Raw genomic sequence first — 20,799 nt, forward strand, 5'->3', positions numbered from 1 at the left:
TTATTTTATCATTTGATATTTTCCTTTTCCATGCGTCGATTCTTTTACGCTTACATTGCTATCTATAATCTCTATTAATATATCTAATTTTTCGCTGCAAATATGTCCATAGCTTTTTTAATATTTCATTTTCCTCTTTAAACCTTGCCATTTCTTTTTTCAAGGCTTTAACTTCTTTTTATGTCATAACTTCATTAACATCAACTTTAATTTCTTTTACATCTTTAATCCAGCCGTTATTTGTTGATTTTGCAATGCAATATTCGCTACTTAGCTCTGCTAAGCTCATCCCAGATTTATATAGATCTACTATCATGTCTTTTTAATGTGTCTAATACTTTATACTAACACCAAATAATTAGAGTACATTAGAGATATCTCGGATAAATTCTTCATATTATCTTTACAAAAAAATAATAAGATATATTTTATAGAGATTAATTTAGATACTTAAATAAAAATATTATCTAAAAAATAAATCATATTATTTGGAGGTGACATCATTGATTATTGAAGTTTTAGTTACTATAGGATTAGTGGTTTTTTCAGTGTTCACCATATATAAAAAGTTTAAGAAGAAATCATCATGTGGATGCTGTAAGTATTAAATTACATAAAAATGATTGTAGAGTGTCAAGTACTTTTGGTTCTCTCGCAATTTTGGTGATACTTTTATTGGAAACTATTATTCAATGATTCCAGCATAGATTTTCACTTATAATAGATTAAAAACTATGTTTGGAGATGCTAATTTGAAAGATACTAAGATACTGCATCAATTTGATGAGAATAACGTTATCCACATTATAGCCGAAAGTACTTCCGAAGGAAGCTGCTGTCCACGTTGCGGAACAATATCAAAGAGCAAACATTCAAAGTATACTAGAAAACCTTCTGATGGATCTTTAGAGGGCTTTTCTAAAAATATAACTATTATTGTTAGAAAGTTTAAATGTAGATTTTCTAGTTGTAGCCAGAAAATCTTTACTGAAAGATTACCCTTTGCGTCCGCATACGCAAGAATAACTAATAAAGCTATTGAATTAATTACATTCTTAGCTTTGATAATTAGTGCTGAAAAATTATCATGCATTATGAAAAAGCTAGGTATAAGCATCTCTCATGATACTATATTAAGATTAATAAGAAAGCTACCCAAGCACACAGCTACAATTGATGATTCAGTTAAAAATATAGGTATAGGTGATTTTGCATTTAAAAAGAGAAAAAAGTACTGTACCTTAATTTGTGATATGGATAAAAGAATTATTTTAGATATATTGCCAAGTAGGAATAAAGCAGCAGTAGCAGATTGGTTAAAGAAATATCCACAAATCAGACTAGTCAGTAGAGATGGCTCAATATCATATGCAGGCGCAATTACTGAGGCACTTCCAAATGCTCTTCAAGTGTCAGATAAATTTCACTTAGTGAAGAATTTACTTGATAACATAAATAGATATGTTAAGAGAAAATACCCTACAAACTTGGTCATACCAAAGAATAAAGAGGAAATTATTGATGCCGTTATAGAAGATAAAAATAATCTCAAGGCAACTATAAGAGATGAAAAAATCAAAGCTAAATGGGCGTTTATAAAAGAAATAAAGTATAAGCATCAATCTGGAGCAAGCATACGGGGACTGGCTAGAGAGTATTCCATGTCAAAAAACACTATAAATGGATATTTAAAATCGGAAAAATCTATATACTGGCCTCAAGGAATAAAAAGAGGAAGCGAACTTGATAAATATAAAAGCTATATTATTAAGTTACTAAAGCAATGTAAAACACATAAGGAAATTCTACATGAAATAAGTAAATTAGGTTATAAATGATCTCTTTCATACTTGTCTTCATATATGAGTAAGAATGGTATAAAAAGAGCTTCTGTAATTGACCTAGCAGACAGTAGTGTTAATACAAAGACAAATTATATTATTAATTCAAGCTTAGTAATTAAGGCTATCTGTAAGAACTCAGAAAACCTAAGTAATACTGATGTTGATACACTTAAAATCTTAAGTAGAACATATCCTGAATTAATAGATTTGAAGAATCTTATTGATGACTTCAAGAGTATATTTAAAGGTAGTTCTCTCACATTAGAAACCTGGATAAATAAAGCTAAGGATTTTAATATTTAAGAGTTAAGTTCATATATATCTGGAATAGAGAATGATATTGAATCAGTTAAAAATAGCATAAGTAGTAAATATAATAATGGACTTCTTGAAGGAATGGTGAACAAGGTTAAAGGCATAAAGCGCACAAGCTATGGAAGGTGCAACTTTGATCTTCTAAGGAGTAAAATTCTACATTCTCAGGGTACCACTGGATAGAAAAACAGTGTTTCTTCCGGCTTGGTACACTATATTATAACTTCACCAAAATTGCGAGAGAACCAAAAGTACTTGACAATCTACAGAAGCGATATATTTTATGGAGTTCCTTATTTGATGAACTATACAAGTTTGTATGTTGACATCGGGAAAAACTGCTTTTATAGCATCGGGCAGGCATTTTAGTCCATCCATACAGGCTATAAGTATGTCTTTGACACCCCTATTTTTTAGGTCATTGCATACTGATAGCCAAAACTTAGCTCCTTCTTGCTCACCTATCCATATTCCAAGAATATCTTTGTAGCCTTTCAAGTCTAACGCCATGCAAATATATGCGGCCTTGCTAACAATTTTATGCTCATCTCTAACTTTAAAATGTATAGCATCCATATACACTATTTGATATACTTCTTCTAGAGGCCTATTCTGCCAAGCCACCGCTGTATCTATTACCTTATCGGTAATTTTCGATATCATTGATGGAGATATATCTACCCCGTAAAGTTCATCTATTTCAGATTTAATGTCATCAACAGACATTCCTCGTGCGTATAGGCCAATTACCTTTTTATCAAGCTCGTTGCATACAGTTTCATATTTCTTAACTATCCTAGGCTCAAATCCATCTAATACTTTCTTATTTGAGTAAGGCTTATATTTTTTTATAGTTATCGCAAAAAGGCCAAGTTCAGTCATACGTCTTTGAACTCTATTTAAGGATACTTTATAACATTCATTTTTAAGTATATGGTGAATTCTAGGAGCACCATATATACCTTTATTATCATCGTAGACTCTTTTAATAGCTATTCTAAAATCTTCATTTTCCTCTTTAATCCAGCCGTTAATTGTTAATTTTGCAATGCCATATTCGCTACTTAGCTCATTTCAGATTTGTATAAATCTACAATCATGTTTTTATATTATTGGTTGTACCTTCTGCACTCTCCAATATTGGACACATCCTTTCTTAACTAAATAATATTTTACTTAGTTCGACTTAATGTGTCCAAAATATTGACATTGATCCAGGTATTAGGTAATATAGGTATTAAGTGTATTTTAACACATGGGCATACAGTGGGTAGTATGTGTTACTTAGTGAAAGATTCAATATTTACTGGAGATACTTTTTTTATTGAATGTGCAGTGAAATGTGATGAATTAGGACGGAACACTTATAGTATGTTTGAGAGTATAAAAAAACTAAAAGGATTAGTTAATAGTAATATTTTAGTTTATCAAGGTCATTCATATAATAAGGAACCTGGTTGTGAATTTAATTTTGTATTAAGAAATAATGTTTATTGCCAAATCGATGATGAAGAAGGTTTTGTAAGGTTTCGTATGAGAAAAAAACAAAGGAACTTATTTGATTTCAAGTAGATTAATAAAGGATTTTTATCGATGGGTAATTTTTTGGGGGGGGGATGATTTGAAAAAACTATATATTTTTGTTTTCTGGACAAGGCTCTCAATATTATCATATGTGTGAAGAACTATTTGAGAGTTATCCAGTATTTAGAAAATGGATGTTGAAGTTAGACAATAAGGTTAAGAAAATAGCCAATAAATCTATAATTGAATTTATTTATGATTTCAATAAAAAAATGAGTGATGACTTGAATGATTTAAATATTTCTCACTTAGCTATTTTCATGATAGAGTATTCTTTAGCTCAATTATTAATTGAAGAAGGAATTACTCCAAAATATGTTGTAGGAATCAGCTTAGGTAAAATTGTAGCTTTAGTTGTATCAGGAAAAATATCATATGTTTATGCAATAAAATATGTAAATAGACAAGCTCAAATAATTATAGAAAAGTGTGATTATGGTAATATGATTTCTATTTTAGATGATTATCATTCTTATTATGAAAATAAAGAATTGTGTGGTAATAGTGAAATAGCTGCAATAAATTATGATAATCATTATATCATCTCTTGTTGTTCTAAAAATTATGATAAAATTATTAATTTTTTGAAAGATAATTCAGTAGTCTACATGAAACTACCTGTAAAATATACTTTTCATTCTAAATATATTGATAAAGCAGAAATAGAGTGTAAGAAAGTGGTTAAAAACACTAGCATTAATGAAAGTAGTATTAAAATTGCTTCATGTTATTATGGGGGAATGTTAAAAGAAGTAGATGAAAATTATTTGTGGAATGTTGTTCGTGGAAAAATGAAAATCTTATACTGAGACAATGTTATCTCCATTCACAAAAGATAGAAATGTAAGTAAATTAGTAGATAAATATGGGAAGTAACATATAAGGTTGAAAACATATGGATTTCCAGGTCAGGGCTCACAGTATAAAGGAATTGGTAAAGATTTATTTGATGAATTTAGTGAATATGTGAAAATTCCTGATGGAGTGTTAAATTCTTCTATTAAGGATCTATGGTTTAATGATGAAGGGAATAAGCTAAGTAATACAAAATATACACAAGTAAAAATTTATTTTTTTTTATAGTATGCAATAATAATTTTAATGTGTTTATAAACAAGTAAAGTTATAAGTGCCAGTATTAGAAAGCGACAATAAATTGCTATTAAAATCTCGCTTAATTTATAACGAGTTGATTAAAAAAGCACACTACTATAAAACATAATTTTTTTGAGGAGATTTATTTGTTGAAACCGTGCAATAGAAGTAAAATTATAGTATTTATATTCGTAGTATCTGTTATATCCGTATATTTTAACACCATTTATAAACTTAATAATAAGGTAGATACAAATACGAGAAAGAACTCACAAAAGGCAGACTATAATTCTCAATCTAAGTTATCTAATAATAACTACTCTACATTGGAAGAAGTTGCAAAAATGGTTGGAGTAGATAGGGTACATGAGGAAGGTGTCACTGGCAAGGGAGTAACAGTAGCTGTTGTAGATAGCGGAGTATATATACACGATGATTTAATTAAACCTAATAATAGAATTATTGCCTTTAAAGATTTTGTAAATAACTTAACAGACCCTTATGATGATAGTGGACATGGGACATCAATAGCAGGTATTATCGCTGGAAATGGCTATTCTAATAAGGAATGCATAGGAATGGCACCAGATGCAAATCTGGTGATAGTAAAAGCATTAAACAGAGATAATAGTGCTAGAATTAGTACCTTAATTAATGGATTAAATTGGGTTATAGATAATAAAGACAAATATAATATAAAAATATTAAACTTGTCTTTAGGGGTTGCTATTAGAAATGAAGATGAGAACCAAAAGCTTATTAATGTTGTTGAGAAAGCATATGATTCAGGAATCCTTGTAATAACCTCAGTTGGAAATTTATATAATAATGAATCAATAGTTTATTCACCAGCAATTAGTAATAAGGTACTAGCAGTCGGATCAATAAGTGATACAATTTTAAATTCAAGATTTGAATATAGTATTGCAGACTTTTCCGATCATTGGATTAATGAAGATGGGACGATAAAACCGGACTTGATTGCACCTGGAAACAGAATACTTTCTTTGGAAAGTGATATTTATTATAAACCAAGCTCAGGTGAAAAACTTAACAAAAAAAACACTTATTCAATTTCTAGTGGAACATCTGAATCTTCCGCAGTATTGACTGGAATAGCAGCATTAATTATGCAACAACATTCAGAAAAATTACCAGCAGAAATTATTGAAGTATTGGAAAAACAATGTGTAAAATTGTCTAGTTCAGATAAGGAACAGGGACATGGATTTATTTATGTTAGACCAGCTAATAATAGTCAAGTCAATTTTTAAAAATAAGTTTTTATAAAAAATGACGTAGCAACCAAACCATTTCAAAACACGAAAGATTACAAAAACTGGAATGTGATTAAGCGATCTTGCTTAAAGAGCTATTTTCTAAAAACATTTGTTTATGTATTTTAGGATCTCTTTGCTCAAGCTCCGTTTGAGTTCGGAGAACAGCAAAAATATAGTTAATAATTTTATGTATTATAGCTACTAGAGCGATTTTAGGATTTTTGCCTTTTATGTTTATTTGATAATAGTCTAAAAGAACTTTATTTATAGGAAGATAATTACGATTGTTACGTATAGACGCTAATGCAACTGCATATAACGCTCTTCGACCGATTCTAGTTCCTCTTTTTGAAATTTTGTTGTCATCACCTTCCAAGTTATCTGACTCGTTAACTGAGCTATTAATATCAAAGAAAGCTACTAGGTGTTTGGGTTTAATAAAACCATTAAGATCATGCTTTATGTTGAAAGACTTCTTGTAAACGTCACCATTCGGTGCGAGAATTGCAGCATATGAAGAGTCACCTGAAACATCAATTCAAACTACAGGACTAGTAAAAAATTTAGACATTGTATATATCTTCTTTAAAATAAAATTTAGAGATAGAATAGAACTTCCAATCTATCAAATAGCTTATAAACTTGTTTGTGACACTGGTAATTCCAGAAGGGAAACCAAACCAGCTAAACATAGAATTCTACCTGATGGAATGATACGCTAATTTGCGGGTATAGGTTCTAAAACCTCCCAATGGGATTACATCTATCTTCTATTCAGGAGTATTATACTAAAATATATTTAATTTGGTCAGATTTCTTTAGGAATTGAAATAAAAAACTATTTAATATATGAAATGCATATTTACTATCGGGGCGTAGGCAAAGTAGTAAATTAAGAATATTTTAAGTAAATACGAAGTGTAATGTTCGTTAGAAAGATAAATAGTTTTCTATCAAATGTTACAACTTGATTATACAAGGGGGATAAAAATTAAATGAGCAAAAGTAAAAAGTATATGACATTTATAGTATTTTCAATAATCTTAATAGCCATTTTCTCTATTAAGGAGATCATAAATTATAATAAAGCTAATACAAAAGACTTAATTGTTAGTATTAATAAATATGTAGAAACAGGAGATGGTCTGATATACGATAGTAAATTATTTCGTGCTCAGCCAGTTAATATAATACCAAAAACGTTAGGTAAGCAGTGTGGAATAACTGATTTGAAAAAGCAAGTTTTTCAAGTCAGTGGACAGGACGAGAGTAAATGGTTATGTTTATTTGATGAAGGAATAGGGATAATATACAAAGAACAAAATGCACCGTATTTAGATATAAATGAATTTCAGCCTTGTGAAATCAAAATTAGGGATACAAATTCCAATAAAGAAATAATCTTAAACGATAGTAATATTATAAAGGAAACTACTGTGGACATGTGTGAAAAAAATATAGTTGATGAACCTAAGTCAGCAGCAATGGTTAAGAAATTGGAATTTCAATCTGAAAAATATCCCGGTTTAATTTATTCATATCTTCTTGTACATGATGTATCAGAAAATTGCTTTATTATTGATACAGTAAATAAAAAAGCATGGAAAATAGGTCATGAACTAGAAAAGTATATGATGTAGTTAACTAAAGTAATATTTTACGCAAATATATTCGAGATATTTACAAATTAAGGAGGGAATATGTCTATTAAGTATAGAAGATTAAAATGGGTATCGTTATCAACAGCTCTTATTTTAATTGTAATTATATTAATTAGTATTGGAGTGTATTATATTAACAATAATAACACAAATCTAATTAAGTATGAAAAGGGAGTAAATATGGATGGTATTTCACTTAATGGAGAAAACTATTCACCTGTGAAAGTTCTTTCTGTAGATGATAAAGGGAAAAAAGTAGGTTATGTTGCCGATGGAAATAATAAAAATCTTTATGATGTTTATGAAATTAAAGGATTAAAAACTAGCGAATGGATAGCAGTAAATGATTCTGAAGAGCCAGGAGGGAGAGGAATATGGGCCTGTAAGAAGGATTCTGTAGAGCTTCCTAAAATATCAGATTTTGGTGTTAATGAGATAAAAATATTGGAAGACAATGAGCATTATACAAAAAAAACAATTAAGGATAGTGAAGAAGTCAATAAAATAGTTGATATTATTACAAATAGTGCTGATGAAAAAAAACTATCTGGTCCTTTTGATGGCAAGTCATATGTATTGTATTTTGTATCACCACAATATAAAGGAATTGCTTATAGAGGATACTTGACTATAACAAAGGATGGAAAGTACTATTGTCGTTTAGCTGGAGATAGATACATCGAAGTAACAAATGAATTTGGGAAGTATATAAAATAAAATCAATTTTTTTTATAAATAAAGTATAAATGTTATCTATTAAGTAAAAAATCTTCAGTAATTTGGACAAGTTATTCTCAATTAGGTTGAAAGCTTTTGTATTATATACGAATATATTGCAAATTATTAATCATTAAGTATAAGATAATGACGTGAAAAAATGTGCTAGAAAGGATTTATTTCAAAATGATTCCAGTAAAGGGTAGTATATAGAAAATTAATGAAAGATAGTTGTTATCAAGGGGGAAATGGCTAAGAAGCATTATATTAATTAAAAAAGAAATTAAAAGGGGTAGTTTCAAATGAGAAAGAAAATATTATCTTCTGTTTTAACAATAATAGTGGCCTCGCAATTTATGTTTTTAAATGTTATTGCATTTGCTAAAACAGATAATAAGCGCGTTCATGGATCTGTGCATTTAAAATATTTGTTTCAAAAATCAGAAACAAATCAAGTTTATAACTGGCTTAATCATGCTAAAGTAACAGGCGAAAAGTATATTGAAGATCAAATCTCAACTACTACAGATTCGGATAAATTAAAATTACTTAAAAAAGAGCTCAGCGAATCTAAAAATTTTAATGTTAAGGAGCTCTTAAAAACTAATGAAGATGGTTCATCGACAATTGATATAAAATTACCAAATTGTAAAATAGTTGTGGATGATACTGCTCAGGTTACTAGTGATGCAAATGGCGATTATTCCTTGGATTCAGTTACTGTGGGAGAACATAAAGTTGATTTATATTACCAAGGAAATCAGTTTAACTCTGCAAAAATAGATATAACAAGTGATAATTTTGATAATAGTAAAAGTAAAGATACTACAAAAGAAACAGACGTAACAGTTACATCAACAAGTAAGCAAATTAATGATGCAATAAATAGAATGGGTGAAAGCATGGTACATGCACAAAGTATTATATTGCCATCATATTTTGGGTATTATACTTCTGATTTTGGACAGTTTGATAATCTGTATAATAGAAGATATGATAATTTTCCATCAACTGGGAACGGTTTGAATGGATATGGCTTAAATATGTGGTTTGCAACACCGAGTGGTATAGTAGGATGCAATAAAGCAGATACAACTCTAAATTCGGCACAAAATTTTCCTAATGACGTTAATTCAGATTGTGCATTATCAATTGGGTATGGAATAATAGCCTTGGGTAATCCAATATACGAAGCAATTTATTATGACAGTGAAAAGTGTGCAGTTGAAGCTGTTCAAAATAAATCAATGAATACTTTAGGAACGAATGTTTATTGTAATGGAAAATTGGGAAGCGATGGACATTATAATTGCTCTTGGTTTAATGGAATAGGACATGATGAAAGAATGCATATTCATGACGATCATAGCTATACTTATGCTGGATTTTTAGATTTTAAAACTCATATTTCTAATATAGGTTGGGGGCCTACGCTTAGAAGCGGCAGTACTTCAGGATATTTAGGTTCTCCTCAACAATTAGAGGCTGTTTCTATGTCGGTAGTACTAAACTCAGCTGTATACGTTAATTATAGTGCTCATGTACAAGACATTGGCTGGATGGGAACTGTTTCTAATGGAGCGACAGCAGGTACAACTGGACAATCCAAGAGACTTGAAGCTATAAAAATATGGTTAACCGGATCAGATAGCTCGCTTTATAATGTTAATTACAAGGTATATGTAGACGGAGTAGGGTGGATCTCAGGCTCTAATGGAAGTATAGCAGGAACAGTTGGTCAAGCAAGACGAATAGAAGCAATAGAAATTTCTTATAGTATGAAATAGATACATTATTAAGGAGATTCAGAAATTACAATAAAAAATTATAAAGTTCTTTAAATGTATATATTGCTACAAAATTATTATAGTCAGAACTACACATTTTATTAGCGGTCCTGATTTATCTTTAAAAAAAGCAAGTGTTTAATTCGGATTTAGTCCAATGTTAAGGGGAATGACATAGATTATATTTGTGTTAAAAACTACAAAATTCATACGAAGTATATTAGAATGGATAAAAATAAAAAGTTTAGGACGAGTAGTTTTACAAACATTTCGTAAACTGAAGAAGCGATAATCAATGTTACTTCATATTAATAGAAGTTAAATAGAGGATTTATTAGACATTGAAATTACTGGTTTTTGTTATGCAATATTAAACAGTTGATAATTCTGCATTAAAGACAGTAAAACACTAGAACTTATTCCGTTGTTTTGATCAAACTTTTTTACAAACATACAGTTATGTTTAACTGAAACAAAGTCGTTAAAAATGAAACTAAGTTGTTAAAACTTAAAACAAAGTCAGAAATTACAAAGGAATCCTCATATAAACCTTATATGAGGATTCCTTTAATCGTAAGTACTACTATTATATTAAATGAAAATTTTATATTAAACTGAGATTGGTACATCAATAGTTTGCTCTACTACACATTCTCCATTTTGCACGATATAGCAGGATACTTTATGAGAGTCTAAAAATTCAGTATATTCTAACTGTTCACTTCTACCCTTTTTAATCTTAAGAAGTTAATCAAGATATCTGGTCTAAACCTAGACTTTTCCATATTATATATAACGTTTCCTCTTATAGTTCATTCCAAAGTACAGCTTGGCTTTGTTTTTACGGCTGATTAATATATAATTTCCAAGGATATTCCACATTTTTTCCCTTAAGTTGCTGATAACTTATAATATAAGGTAACTGTGTATTATTATCTATGAGTTGTCCTAATCTAAATACTAATGATGGTTGGTGTTAGTATAATATTGTAGACACAGAAAGCCGAACACTTTAAAATAAAGAAAAGAGAAGGATTTCATTCAATACTTAAGAAAGAACGAGTTAACCGTGTAAAATACTATGATTATGAAAGTGCCAAGTTAGATTTGTTTATTTTTATTGAGTCTTGGTATAACAGAAAAAGAATCCATGGCTATATACACCACAAATGAAAGAAAACTTAGCTAGAAAATCTAGCTAAGAAAAATGTGTCCAAAATATTGTTATAGGTTCAAGCCCTTGTTTTAGACCTTCTTTTCTTGCTGTGTTCCCATTTGTCAGTTTATTCATAAGTTCTTCCTACTTAGGCTCATAAGCTATTCTAGATCTATTACTCTTACTTACTCTTTGTAGGATTTCATATGGAGTTTTAATATTTTCATTAGTTTATGTTATAATTTATTGAGTTAAACATTGGTATTAGTGGAGAGCCTATATGTAATTATAGGAGAGAATATAGTAAAAAAATCTATTTAATAAGGGTATATTGCATATTAAAAAATAAAACCTTATTTAAAAAATATAATTGATAAAGAGGTAAATTATGATAAGACCAATTGTAAAAGATGTATTGTTTTTAGGACAAAAATCAGAAGCTGCAACTAAAGCTGATATAACAGTAATTGATGATTTAGTAGATACTCTAAGAGCAAACTTAGAGCATTGTGTTGGTTTAGCTGCCAACATGATTGGAGTAAAAAAGCGTATACTGGTATTTACTGTAGGAAGCCTTATTGTACCTATGGTAAATCCAGTTATATTAAAGAAGGATAAACTTTATGAAACAGAAGAAAGTTGTTTATCTTTAATTGGATTTAGAAAAACAAAGAGATATGAAATGATTGAAGTGGAGTATCTTGATAGAAATTTTAAGAAGCAAAAGCAAGTGTTTACTGGATTTACAGCTCAGATAATCCAACATGAAATGGATCATTTTGAAGGAATAATAATCTAATTGAATAATTAAATTATCAATTACAATAAAAGAGCTTGTTATTTGAGTATACTATGAAGTTTTTGTTGTACTACATTTAAAAAGTTTGTTGCCTGAAATTAAATAGAGTATAAAATTTACATAGTATTATGAGGGGTTAATATGGGTTGGTCAATTAAGATAAAGTGTGAAGAATGTGATTATGAGAAGGTTTTTTTCTTAGGTATTGGATTTAATTATTTACCTGAATATGTATTTAACAGTGACGGAGCTAAGTTATCTCATTTTGTAAAAGATAAAGAAGAACGAAAACTTATTTCTGAGATAATGAAAGATACAAAGGCTCAAGTGGAAGCCAGTGAAGAAAGATTATATAGATGTTTAAAATGTAATCAATTATATTCAAAATACTATTATTCTATAAAGTATAGCCATGGGGAACATAAAGCAAATTATGTTTGTTCAAATTGTAGTTATCCATTAGAATCAATAGATATTCGAAATGAAAAAGGAATAATATTAGCAAAAGACAATGGAAAGACTGTTGAGATAAAATGTCCCAAATGCGGGAGCTCAAAAACTTCCTGTCTAGATGGATGTTTTGATTGGGATTAATCAAATATAACTTCAACAACTTAATATTAGAGGGAGAGTATTATTAAATGCACAATTTAATAAATTGGACAGTAAAAAATATATTGGAAGCTAAATATGTGAAAGTATGCTTTGACCGTAATAGTGTATGTATGGGGGATGATTGTAATCCCCATAATGAATATATAAAATTTTTAGCAGAGAAAACAACCATGTTAGATATAGCTAATCGCTTGAAAAATCTTGTGCCTTATACAGGAGGCAAAAAACAAGGCGTGTTTACCTTGTCTTTTGGATTTGCTGAAAGAAAAGTTGATTTTATATATGTTTTTGGGTCTTATTATGAGACTGAGGAATATTCTTATAGTTATGCAGTTGAACCACAAAAAACAATAAAAATGATTTTAGAGAAATTTTATGATGAAAAATTACAGGAAAGTATGATTCTTGATTATTACAATAAAGGTGAACGTTTTTGTGATACGTCAGAGCAAGATGGTATTCCGAGCTTTATTAAAATTTATGCTTCTGTGGGAGCATCTGGTGATGAAGTACCTTTTGAAGATTTAAAATGTTATCTAGTGGAGCTGGTAAATAAATATCAAAAGTAATTATGAAGGGCTTAAGTGAAGCTGCAATAGTGGACAAGAAAGCTTTCACCAAAAGTATAATTTATATGTTAAATGTTTGAAGATATTCAAAATAATTTGTATAATAAAATAAGGTGAAATGGAACCGATTGCTTAGCAGAGCCTTTATTAAGTAAATAGGTAAAAACAAATTATATATTAGACATTGCTAACGAGAATTTCTATGAGGCATTTGATGTAGAGCATATTTTAACAAAGGCTATTCCTGATGCCACTGAAAGGACTGCTTCATTATTAGAAAAGGGATACTACCCAATCAATAAAAAATTCATGATATATGATGATTACTTTGTTTGCTTAAATAACGGACAAATTTAAGTTATATATGTATTTTCAAAGTACAAGTGGTGGAGATCTATCTAGGTTTCCGCTAATTTTGTATAAGAACAAAATTTTAAAAGTAGGAGATACTATGAAAACAATAAATTTATCGAAAGAACAATTAAGAAAGTTTTTAGTAATATATCAAGGCTTAAGTTATCCAAAAGCATTTCAAGGACATGATGGTATTAGAGCTTATGTAAAAAGAGTAGGATGTATGCAATATGACCCTTTAAATGTAGTAGGAAGAAATATTGACCTTATGCTTCAATCAAGAATAGATAATTATAAAACAGATATGTTAGATAAATTGATGTACCAAGATAGAGTTTTAATCGATGGTTGGGATAAAATGATGTCAGTTTATTGTACAGAGGATTGGCCGTATTTTAAAAGATTGAGAATGAGAAAAAAATCAGAAATAGAAGTTATCCTTGCACGCCGTAATTCCAGTGAAGCAATTGAGTATGTTAATACTATTAAGAAATTTCTTGCTGAAAATGGACCTTCCTTACCAGGTAAAATAGATTTAGGCCGAGCAGAAAATGGTAGTTGGGGACATAGAAAACTTTCTAGTGCTGCTATGGACTATATGTTCAATATTGGAACTATAGGTATAAAGGAAAAAAGAAATGTTCAGAAAGTGTATGACTTAATAGAGAATATACTTCCAAGTGAGGTTTTACAAGCTGAAGAGCCCTTTGATAGTGATAAGAGCTTCTATAAGTGGTATTTTAAAAGAAGAATAGGAAGCATAGGAATCTATTGGGACAGAAATGGCGGCGGGTGGCTAGGACATTTTGTTTCTGACAAAGAATTAAGAATAGAATTATTGAAGGAACTGTATGAAGAGGGAGAATTGATAAAAGTAAATGTTCCTGAATTGAATGAGAATTTTTACATGAGATCAGAGGATTCAAATATTTTAGAGCTACTAGACTATAACTATGAAAGTAAAGTTAACTTTTTAGCTCCATTAGATAATTTACTTTGGGATAGGAAATTAGTAAAAGATATCTTCGATTTTGAATATAGCTGGGAAGTTTATATTCCAATCAAAAAAAGAAAATATGGTTACTATGTATTACCAGTATTGTATGGTGACAAATTAATAGCAAGGTTTGAGCCTGAAGTACATAGAGGCAATGATGAGCTAGTAATAAAAAATTGGTGGTGGGAAGAAGGTACTATAATTACTGAGGAAATTATAGATAGTATTATGGATTGTTTCAATAGATTTTGTGGATTTTTAAATTCAAGAGGTTTATCAGCTGAATCCTACGAGAAAATTACAAAATTAGCTAACAATAAGGGCAAAAGGTGAGAATAATGGACTATAAAGCATTAAAAGCTCTTGAAGAATTTGTTGATAAAGCTAATGTAATTTTAAACAATAGTATAATGTCTGCCTATTGCTTCGGTTCTGCAATTTATGATGATTTTCATATTGGATACAGTGATTTAGACTTTTTTATAATAGCAGATAAGATAATAACAAGAGATGACTTTGAAAAGTTTTCTTTACTTAGAAGTGAATATAAGATCTTAAATCATCCCTACCTATCAGTTTTAGAGGGGGAAGTAATTTCACATAAGGCAATTCATAATGATATTGAGTCCAATATAATATATTGGGGGACCTCAAAGGATAGATTGAATAAAAGATATGGGTTATCTGGGTTCTCTCTTAAAGGATTAATGCATAAAGGGTATTTAATTTTCGGTAAAGAATTAAGGAATGAACTTCCAGATCCAAGTGATGAAGAAATGCTAAGCCAGGTAAACCACATGATTGATACCATAAGAGAGTATGCTAAAACTACAGATGAGGATATTCACTCTGTGGACTGGCTGTTTCTAATAAGTCAATCAATATACTGGCTTAAAAGCTCCAATGTTACTGGGAAAACAAATTCAGCTAAATGGATAATGGATAGCTGTGCTTATAGTTGGAGAGATTATTTAAATAAAGCTATAGAAATACGACTTGACCCTGCTCTTGCTAAATTAGATGAAAATAAGAGATGGCTAAAAGAGTTAGGTGATGTTATACAGTTAGCCTGTGATACTTTGGTATCGGAGAGGAATCACTATATAGCTAAAAGGTAAAGGTTAATATTCATGGAGAGTTCAATGTTTAATGAAAACAACTATACTTTAAGAATATATTAATGGAGATATTATACAGAATATAGAATTTTACAAAAAATTGAATTCATTAATTTTATTAGAGATAAGAATATTCCTGTAACCTTCCATACGACTTATTTACGCAAAATTATCTAAAGACTCTGACAAATCAAAACACTGCATTATATATAATTATGTTTTGCAGTGTTTTAATTAATAATTGCTTTTTTATTGATTTGACTTCAATTTGGAATATTCTGTGACCATTAGTAATGACTTACTTTAAGTTATTTCTTTAATTCATTTATATCCTGTCTTATTTCGTTTATTTGTAACTCAATATTTTTTATTGAATTAGTTTCTTTAGCAATAGAATCAATTTTCAGTTCCAAGGTATTTAAGTATTTTTCCAAAGCATCTAACCTATTTAATACTCTGTCTGTCATCAATCCCATGAAATATCACTCCTTAATTTTAATTGATCTATAATATCTTACCTATCATCATATAATTACTTGTAATTATATCACCTTAAGTAAAAATATTCCAATAACTATGCTGCTGGTGAATTATTAATATATTATTTTAGTTCTTATTTACGATTTATAAAAAGTTACAACTTAAATCATACTTTTTTACAATTAATCCAAAACTTATTATAAAAATGTAAGTTTATTGACAATGATATCATAACATGGAACAATATAGTTGATTATTACAGTAAATGTTAGGGTGTTGTATTCTACGGAACTAAATCCCAATATCCTAATTACCGCATAAATAATCTAATACAACTTTAAGAGTGCTAGGTTAAATTAAAAATAAATATGATGACTTATAAAATAACTGCTTATGAAAATGTTTTCTTATGAAATATATTAATGGGAAATTTAATAAAATTATTTGACGAAAATACCTAATATAATGAGGAATGATATAAATTCACTTTCTGTTGGAAATTGTGAATATATAATACATAAGACTATATATCAAGCAAAGAAGGTTGCTAAAGACTAACTAGATAACTATGAATGGAGAGTTAAAATGAGTAATAAGAACAATGATACCACAACAACAAGGGTTAATACTATTGAAAACATAAGATATATGATAGGTTTAATAAATAATGGAGCTCCTAACAGACTTTTGATCTCCGTAGTTAAAGCTGTAATTGAAAAAGTGTTTAACGTTATTTTCTTTGTATACTTTCTGCAATATTTATTTAATAGTATTGAGAATGGAAGTACATTTAAAGTTGTTATGACTTTTTTTACTATTTTAATCATATTTCAAATAATAATTCATTTTTTTAATGCCTTCTATGATTATTATGTTTTGAAAAGTAGGCCAAGACTATATAGATATATATATGAAAGAGTAATTGAAAAGGCAGCTAGTGTTTCTTTATGTGAATTTGAAAGTCCAAGTTACTATGATAAGTACTCAAGAGCTCTAGAGGAAGCCGAAGTAGCTGCAGAGGATTTAATAAGAAATATATCAGAACTTACTGCAAACCTTGCAAGAGTTATTTCACTTATTATCATCCTTGTTCGGTTTGACCCAATATTAATGGTGTTTTCAATCCTTCCGCTTATTAATAGTATTTTTATTAGTCAAATACAAAGCACCACAATATTAAATAAAAATAATGAAATGACCAAGTATAGAAGAAAAATAAACTATTGCAAGAAGGTATTTTATGAGAAAAAATACGCTAATGAGCTTAGATTATTTCCTATAAAAAATTATTTGCTAGACGTTCATAGGAAGGCCTACGATTCTGTTGGCGATACTATAAAGAAGTATAACAAAAAGCTAATCCTATTAGATATATATGATAGCATTGTACTTAGAACAATAATGTTTGTTTTATCAAGCATATATGTAACTTATGAAATTTTAGTTTTACATAAGTTCTCTATAGGAGCATATGCTGCTATAATGGCGGCAATATTTGATGTTACTGATGGTATAGCTTCATTTTTAAATGGATCTATAGAACTGTTTAGCCGTGGTAAATCAATTGAGAACTTAAAATTGTTTCTTCAAATTAAAGAAGAAGACCTTGGAGATCAACAGTCAACTTCAGATAGAATAGAACCATTTAATACTTTGGAGCTGAAAAATCTATATTATCAGTACCTTGGATCAGATAAATATGTAATAAAGGATCTAAATCTTACGATTCGTAAAGGAGAAAAAATAGCCTTCGTCGGCTATAATGGGGCAGGAAAGACCACTTTAGTAAAGTTAATCATGGGTCTTTATGATAATTATGCTGGAGAAATTGTATACAATTCTAAGAACATAAATTCTATAGAAAAAAGTAAATATAGAAAAAAGTTTGCAACCATTTTTCAAGATTTTCAGATATATGCTTTACCTATTTCCACAAATATAATAATGAAAGAAGCATCTGGACAAGATGATGAAAGAGTAGTTCTAGAAGCACTTAAAAATGTTGGACTAGATAATAAAGTTAGACAATTTCCAAAAGGAATAGATACAACCTTAACTCATGAATTTGATAACGCTGGAAAGATGCTATCTGGTGGAGAGTTACAAAAAATAGCAATAGCAAGAGTTTTTGCTAACAAAGATGCCGATATCGTAATTCTTGATGAACCTTCTAGTGCCTTAGATCCTATATCTGAATTCAATATTTATCAAAATATCATGGAAGCTGTAGAAGATAGAACCGTAATTTTTATTTCTCATAGACTTTCTACTACAAGGATTGCGGATAGGATATATATGTTTGAAGATGGAAAGGTAATAGAAGAAGGTTCCCATGAAGAACTAATGAAAAACAATCAAAAGTATGCTGAGTTGTATCAGGTTCAAGCACAAAATTACACTGATACTGTCCTGGAGGGGTAACAATGGAAATGAAAAAATTAAACTTAAGGAGTATGTGGGAAAATATTAGCTATATTTTAAGATATACTTTTCGTTTAGAACCTAAATACTATACTTTCTATATTGTATTAAACTTTATAATTCAGGCCTTTGATAGTGTGTTGGTAATTATGTTATACAAGTATATGATAGATAGTATTAGTTTAAAAAGATCCTTTAATGAAACGTTATTTACTATAATCTTTTATGGGGCAGTGTTAGGAGGAATATCAAATGTAATCTCAGTGATTTTGAGAAGATATAATGATATTAGACAAACTAAGGTAAATGGAATTGTACAAAGACAAATTATAAAAAAAGCGGCAAAAATTAATTTAATATCCTATGATAAAGCAGAATACTATGATAGTTTCGTACGAGCAGCGGAAAGAGGAGATTCTGAGGTAGTAAGGTGTATTGAGTTTATAATATACTTAACCGGTAGCATTGCCAGCATAGTCAGTCTTATTAGTATTATTTCAATAATAAATCCAATCATGGCGATTTTCCCATTTATGGCGTGCATTGTTAATGTTATCGCAGGCTTTAACATAAATCGTATGAAATATGCAATGTCATTAGAAATGGATCCTATCAAAAGAAGGAAAGCCTATTTCACTAGAGTATTTTATCAAGTAGATTATGCAAAAGAAATGAGGCTAACAGAAATAAAAAATCCACTATTTAATATGTTTAATAAAGCTGTGGAAGACGAACAGAAGCTTGCTAAAAAGTATGGTATAAAACTATTATTTGTAAGTATTATAAATTCTGTAATTGGGTTGACTGGTCTTGTTTACTACTTGCCTACCTCTCTACTAATTTACAATTCAATGATATCAAAGAAAATCAAAATAGGTAGTCTAGGTGCTCTCAATGAAGCAAATAGTAAGACCTATAATACCTTAAATGGTTTTGCTTTTCAGATACTTGAATTGCAGAAGATTAGTTTGTTTGCAGAACAGTTTCGCGAATTTATGGAATGTAGATGTGAGATAGAAGAAGCTACAGGAGAAAAGCTAGAAGAATATGAACCAAAGCTAATAGAAATAAAAAATTTATCTTTCAGATATGAAGAGAGCGGAAAAAATGTTTTGGAAGATATCAATATCACTATAAAGCCAAAAGAGAAGATTGCAATTGTAGGCCATAATGGAGCGGGAAAGAGCACTTTTGTAAAACTACTTTTACATTTGTATGAGGCTTCAGAAGGCGAAGTTATATATGGTGGAAAAAATATCAAAGATTATGATATAAAAGATTATCGCAATCAGTTTGGGGTAATCTTTCAAGACTTTCAAGTTTATGCTGGTACTATTGGAGAAAACATAATGATGAATCGTGTTAATGATGAGGACCAGTATCTGATTAAGGGATATTTAGATGCTTACGGTATTTCCGATGGTGCAAACGAGGATAGATTTGGTATTGATTCACAACTTACTAGAGAATTTGATGACAATGGAATAGTTTTATCCGGAGGACAAAATCAGAAATTAGCATACTTGAGACTTGTAGCTAAAAAATTTGGTGTTGCAATTTTAGATGAACCATCAAGTGCATTGGATCCTATGGAAGAATATAAATTAAATCAAAATATGTTTTCTGCATCAAAGGATAGCACTGTTATTTTCATTTCTCATCGTTTATCTACTACTCGTATGGCAGATAAAATTTATATGTTTGATAATGGAAGAATAATAGAAGAGGGAACCCATGATGAACTAATGGAGCTCGACGGACAATATGCAAAAATGTTTAAAAAGCAAGCGCATTATTACATGTCAAATAATAAAAATAAAACTGAAGATATACAAGTAAGTTAAAAATGTAAATAGCATCATTTAACTGATTTAAATATGAAAGTTTGAGAATAAAATTCTATAAAGTTATTTATAAGGGAGTTTTACATAATAATTTCCTTATTGATAATTGAATAAAGAGTAACTAACTAAAACTTAGGAAGAACAATGTAGATAGTTTATATGA

The 20,799-nt window shown here is 29.3% G+C and carries 20 protein-coding genes and 2 pseudogenes; 18 read left to right on the plus strand and 4 right to left on the minus strand.

Going from position 1 to position 20,799, the window contains the following annotated elements; translation table 11 throughout:
- Positions 1-178 precede the first annotated feature (178 nt).
- Positions 179-316 carry a hypothetical protein gene (locus GXK57_RS26520; RefSeq protein WP_243156382.1) on the minus strand — a complete coding sequence of 46 codons (138 nt, stop codon included), beginning with the start codon at positions 314-316 and terminating at the stop codon, positions 179-181.
- A 436-nt stretch (positions 317-752) separates the two neighbouring features.
- Here GXK57_RS26520 and GXK57_RS06945 point away from each other — a divergent pair, with 436 nt between their 5' ends.
- The 3 genes from GXK57_RS06945 to GXK57_RS06955 are packed head-to-tail and all read left to right on the plus strand — an operon-like array spanning position 753 to position 2,342.
- Positions 753-1,838, plus strand: coding sequence for an ISL3 family transposase (locus GXK57_RS06945; RefSeq protein ID WP_160673524.1), 1,086 nt, complete (start codon positions 753-755; stop codon positions 1,836-1,838).
- A 24-nt stretch (positions 1,839-1,862) separates the two neighbouring features.
- Positions 1,863-2,147, plus strand: coding sequence for a hypothetical protein (locus tag GXK57_RS06950; RefSeq protein ID WP_160673527.1), 285 nt, complete (start codon positions 1,863-1,865; stop codon positions 2,145-2,147).
- A gap of 15 nt (positions 2,148-2,162) precedes the next feature.
- Entirely contained in the window at positions 2,163-2,342 is a 180-nt protein-coding gene (locus tag GXK57_RS06955; RefSeq protein ID WP_160674133.1) for a transposase, read from the plus strand.
- Positions 2,343-2,426: 84 nt separating this feature from the next.
- Here the strand turns inward: GXK57_RS06955 and GXK57_RS06960 are convergent.
- Positions 2,427-3,209, minus strand: a pseudogene (locus GXK57_RS06960) (IS256 family transposase); the annotation flags it as partial.
- Between the two features lie 225 nt (positions 3,210-3,434).
- Here GXK57_RS06960 and GXK57_RS06970 point away from each other — a divergent pair.
- The 4 genes from GXK57_RS06970 to GXK57_RS06985 all read left to right on the plus strand — a co-directional run bounded on the left by GXK57_RS06970 (position 3,435) and on the right by GXK57_RS06985 (position 6,112).
- Complete coding sequence (locus GXK57_RS06970; protein WP_160673529.1) at positions 3,435-3,731, plus strand: hypothetical protein; 297 nt, start codon at positions 3,435-3,437, stop codon at positions 3,729-3,731.
- A 68-nt stretch (positions 3,732-3,799) separates the two neighbouring features.
- Positions 3,800-4,552: an acyltransferase domain-containing protein gene (locus tag GXK57_RS06975; RefSeq protein ID WP_279285482.1), complete on the plus strand. Its 753-nt coding sequence runs from the start codon at positions 3,800-3,802 to the stop codon at positions 4,550-4,552.
- A gap of 76 nt (positions 4,553-4,628) precedes the next feature.
- Entirely contained in the window at positions 4,629-4,826 is a 198-nt protein-coding gene (locus GXK57_RS06980; RefSeq protein WP_160673535.1) for an ACP S-malonyltransferase, read from the plus strand.
- Between the two features lie 161 nt (positions 4,827-4,987).
- Positions 4,988-6,112 carry a S8 family serine peptidase gene (locus GXK57_RS06985; protein ID WP_160673538.1) on the plus strand — a complete coding sequence of 375 codons (1,125 nt, stop codon included), beginning with the start codon at positions 4,988-4,990 and terminating at the stop codon, positions 6,110-6,112.
- 76 nt (positions 6,113-6,188) lie between these two features.
- On the opposite strand, the gene GXK57_RS06990 is transcribed toward GXK57_RS06985, so the two are convergent.
- Positions 6,189-6,656, minus strand: a complete 468-nt coding sequence (locus tag GXK57_RS06990; RefSeq protein ID WP_347709085.1) for a transposase — start codon at positions 6,654-6,656, stop codon at positions 6,189-6,191.
- 457 nt (positions 6,657-7,113) lie between these two features.
- On the opposite strand from GXK57_RS06990, the gene GXK57_RS06995 reads away from it, so the two are divergent.
- The 9 genes and pseudogenes from GXK57_RS06995 to GXK57_RS07040 all read left to right on the plus strand — a co-directional run bounded on the left by GXK57_RS06995 (position 7,114) and on the right by GXK57_RS07040 (position 15,891).
- Positions 7,114-7,758 (plus strand): hypothetical protein, encoded by a 645-nt coding sequence (locus GXK57_RS06995; protein WP_160673541.1) that lies wholly within the window; start codon positions 7,114-7,116, stop codon positions 7,756-7,758.
- 60 nt (positions 7,759-7,818) lie between these two features.
- A complete protein-coding gene (locus tag GXK57_RS07000; RefSeq protein ID WP_160673544.1) occupies positions 7,819-8,496 on the plus strand; it encodes a hypothetical protein in 678 nt (225 codons plus the stop codon).
- Positions 8,497-8,798: 302 nt separating this feature from the next.
- Positions 8,799-10,283: a hypothetical protein gene (locus GXK57_RS07005; RefSeq protein ID WP_160674136.1), complete on the plus strand. Its 1,485-nt coding sequence runs from the start codon at positions 8,799-8,801 to the stop codon at positions 10,281-10,283.
- A 1,035-nt stretch (positions 10,284-11,318) separates the two neighbouring features.
- Positions 11,319-11,485 (plus strand): annotated as a pseudogene (locus GXK57_RS07015) (IS3 family transposase); the annotation flags it as partial.
- 342 nt (positions 11,486-11,827) lie between these two features.
- Positions 11,828-12,238: a peptide deformylase gene (locus GXK57_RS07020; RefSeq protein WP_160673547.1), complete on the plus strand. Its 411-nt coding sequence runs from the start codon at positions 11,828-11,830 to the stop codon at positions 12,236-12,238.
- A gap of 141 nt (positions 12,239-12,379) precedes the next feature.
- On the plus strand, positions 12,380-12,832 hold the full coding sequence (locus tag GXK57_RS07025) for a hypothetical protein (protein ID WP_160673550.1): 453 nt from the start codon (positions 12,380-12,382) through the stop codon (positions 12,830-12,832).
- A gap of 47 nt (positions 12,833-12,879) precedes the next feature.
- Positions 12,880-13,422 carry a hypothetical protein gene (locus GXK57_RS07030; protein WP_160673553.1) on the plus strand — a complete coding sequence of 181 codons (543 nt, stop codon included), beginning with the start codon at positions 12,880-12,882 and terminating at the stop codon, positions 13,420-13,422.
- Between the two features lie 451 nt (positions 13,423-13,873).
- A complete protein-coding gene (locus GXK57_RS07035) occupies positions 13,874-15,106 on the plus strand; it encodes a crosslink repair DNA glycosylase YcaQ family protein (RefSeq protein WP_160673556.1) in 1,233 nt (410 codons plus the stop codon).
- A 5-nt stretch (positions 15,107-15,111) separates the two neighbouring features.
- Entirely contained in the window at positions 15,112-15,891 is a 780-nt protein-coding gene (locus tag GXK57_RS07040) for a nucleotidyltransferase domain-containing protein (protein ID WP_160673559.1), read from the plus strand.
- Positions 15,892-16,199: 308 nt separating this feature from the next.
- On the opposite strand, the gene GXK57_RS07045 is transcribed toward GXK57_RS07040, so the two are convergent.
- Positions 16,200-16,367, minus strand: a complete 168-nt coding sequence (locus tag GXK57_RS07045) for a hypothetical protein (protein WP_160673562.1) — start codon at positions 16,365-16,367, stop codon at positions 16,200-16,202.
- A gap of 589 nt (positions 16,368-16,956) precedes the next feature.
- Between GXK57_RS07045 and GXK57_RS07050 the strand changes: the two genes are divergently transcribed.
- Both GXK57_RS07050 and GXK57_RS07055 read left to right on the plus strand, forming a co-directional pair.
- Positions 16,957-18,792 carry an ABC transporter ATP-binding protein gene (locus GXK57_RS07050; protein ID WP_160673565.1) on the plus strand — a complete coding sequence of 612 codons (1,836 nt, stop codon included), beginning with the start codon at positions 16,957-16,959 and terminating at the stop codon, positions 18,790-18,792.
- A gap of 2 nt (positions 18,793-18,794) precedes the next feature.
- Positions 18,795-20,636 (plus strand): ABC transporter ATP-binding protein, encoded by a 1,842-nt coding sequence (locus GXK57_RS07055; protein ID WP_160673568.1) that lies wholly within the window; start codon positions 18,795-18,797, stop codon positions 20,634-20,636.
- The last annotated feature ends 163 nt before the right edge of the window (positions 20,637-20,799 follow it).

Source organism: Clostridium sp. C8-1-8, from assembly GCF_009928445.1.
Taxonomy (GTDB): Bacteria; Bacillota; Clostridia; order Clostridiales; family Clostridiaceae; genus Clostridium_AR.

What these genes read in the sequence shown, in the direction of transcription:
- GXK57_RS26520 (WP_243156382.1), bottom strand. Translation starts at nt 316, where the DNA reads ATGATAGTAGATCTATATAAATCTGGGATGAGCTTAGCAGAGCTAAGT.
- GXK57_RS06950 (WP_160673527.1), top strand. Translation starts at nt 1,863, where the DNA reads ATGAGTAAGAATGGTATAAAAAGAGCTTCTGTAATTGACCTAGCAGAC.
- GXK57_RS06970 (WP_160673529.1), top strand. Translation starts at nt 3,435, where the DNA reads ATGTGTTACTTAGTGAAAGATTCAATATTTACTGGAGATACTTTTTTT.
- GXK57_RS06995 (WP_160673541.1), top strand. Translation starts at nt 7,114, where the DNA reads ATGAGCAAAAGTAAAAAGTATATGACATTTATAGTATTTTCAATAATC.
- GXK57_RS07000 (WP_160673544.1), top strand. Translation starts at nt 7,819, where the DNA reads ATGTCTATTAAGTATAGAAGATTAAAATGGGTATCGTTATCAACAGCT.
- GXK57_RS07005 (WP_160674136.1), top strand. Translation starts at nt 8,799, where the DNA reads ATGAGAAAGAAAATATTATCTTCTGTTTTAACAATAATAGTGGCCTCG.
- GXK57_RS07020 (WP_160673547.1), top strand. Translation starts at nt 11,828, where the DNA reads ATGATAAGACCAATTGTAAAAGATGTATTGTTTTTAGGACAAAAATCA.
- GXK57_RS07025 (WP_160673550.1), top strand. Translation starts at nt 12,380, where the DNA reads ATGGGTTGGTCAATTAAGATAAAGTGTGAAGAATGTGATTATGAGAAG.
- GXK57_RS07030 (WP_160673553.1), top strand. Translation starts at nt 12,880, where the DNA reads ATGCACAATTTAATAAATTGGACAGTAAAAAATATATTGGAAGCTAAA.
- GXK57_RS07035 (WP_160673556.1), top strand. Translation starts at nt 13,874, where the DNA reads ATGAAAACAATAAATTTATCGAAAGAACAATTAAGAAAGTTTTTAGTA.
- GXK57_RS07040 (WP_160673559.1), top strand. Translation starts at nt 15,112, where the DNA reads ATGGACTATAAAGCATTAAAAGCTCTTGAAGAATTTGTTGATAAAGCT.
- GXK57_RS07045 (WP_160673562.1), bottom strand. Translation starts at nt 16,367, where the DNA reads ATGGGATTGATGACAGACAGAGTATTAAATAGGTTAGATGCTTTGGAA.
- GXK57_RS07050 (WP_160673565.1), top strand. Translation starts at nt 16,957, where the DNA reads ATGAGTAATAAGAACAATGATACCACAACAACAAGGGTTAATACTATT.
- GXK57_RS07055 (WP_160673568.1), top strand. Translation starts at nt 18,795, where the DNA reads ATGGAAATGAAAAAATTAAACTTAAGGAGTATGTGGGAAAATATTAGC.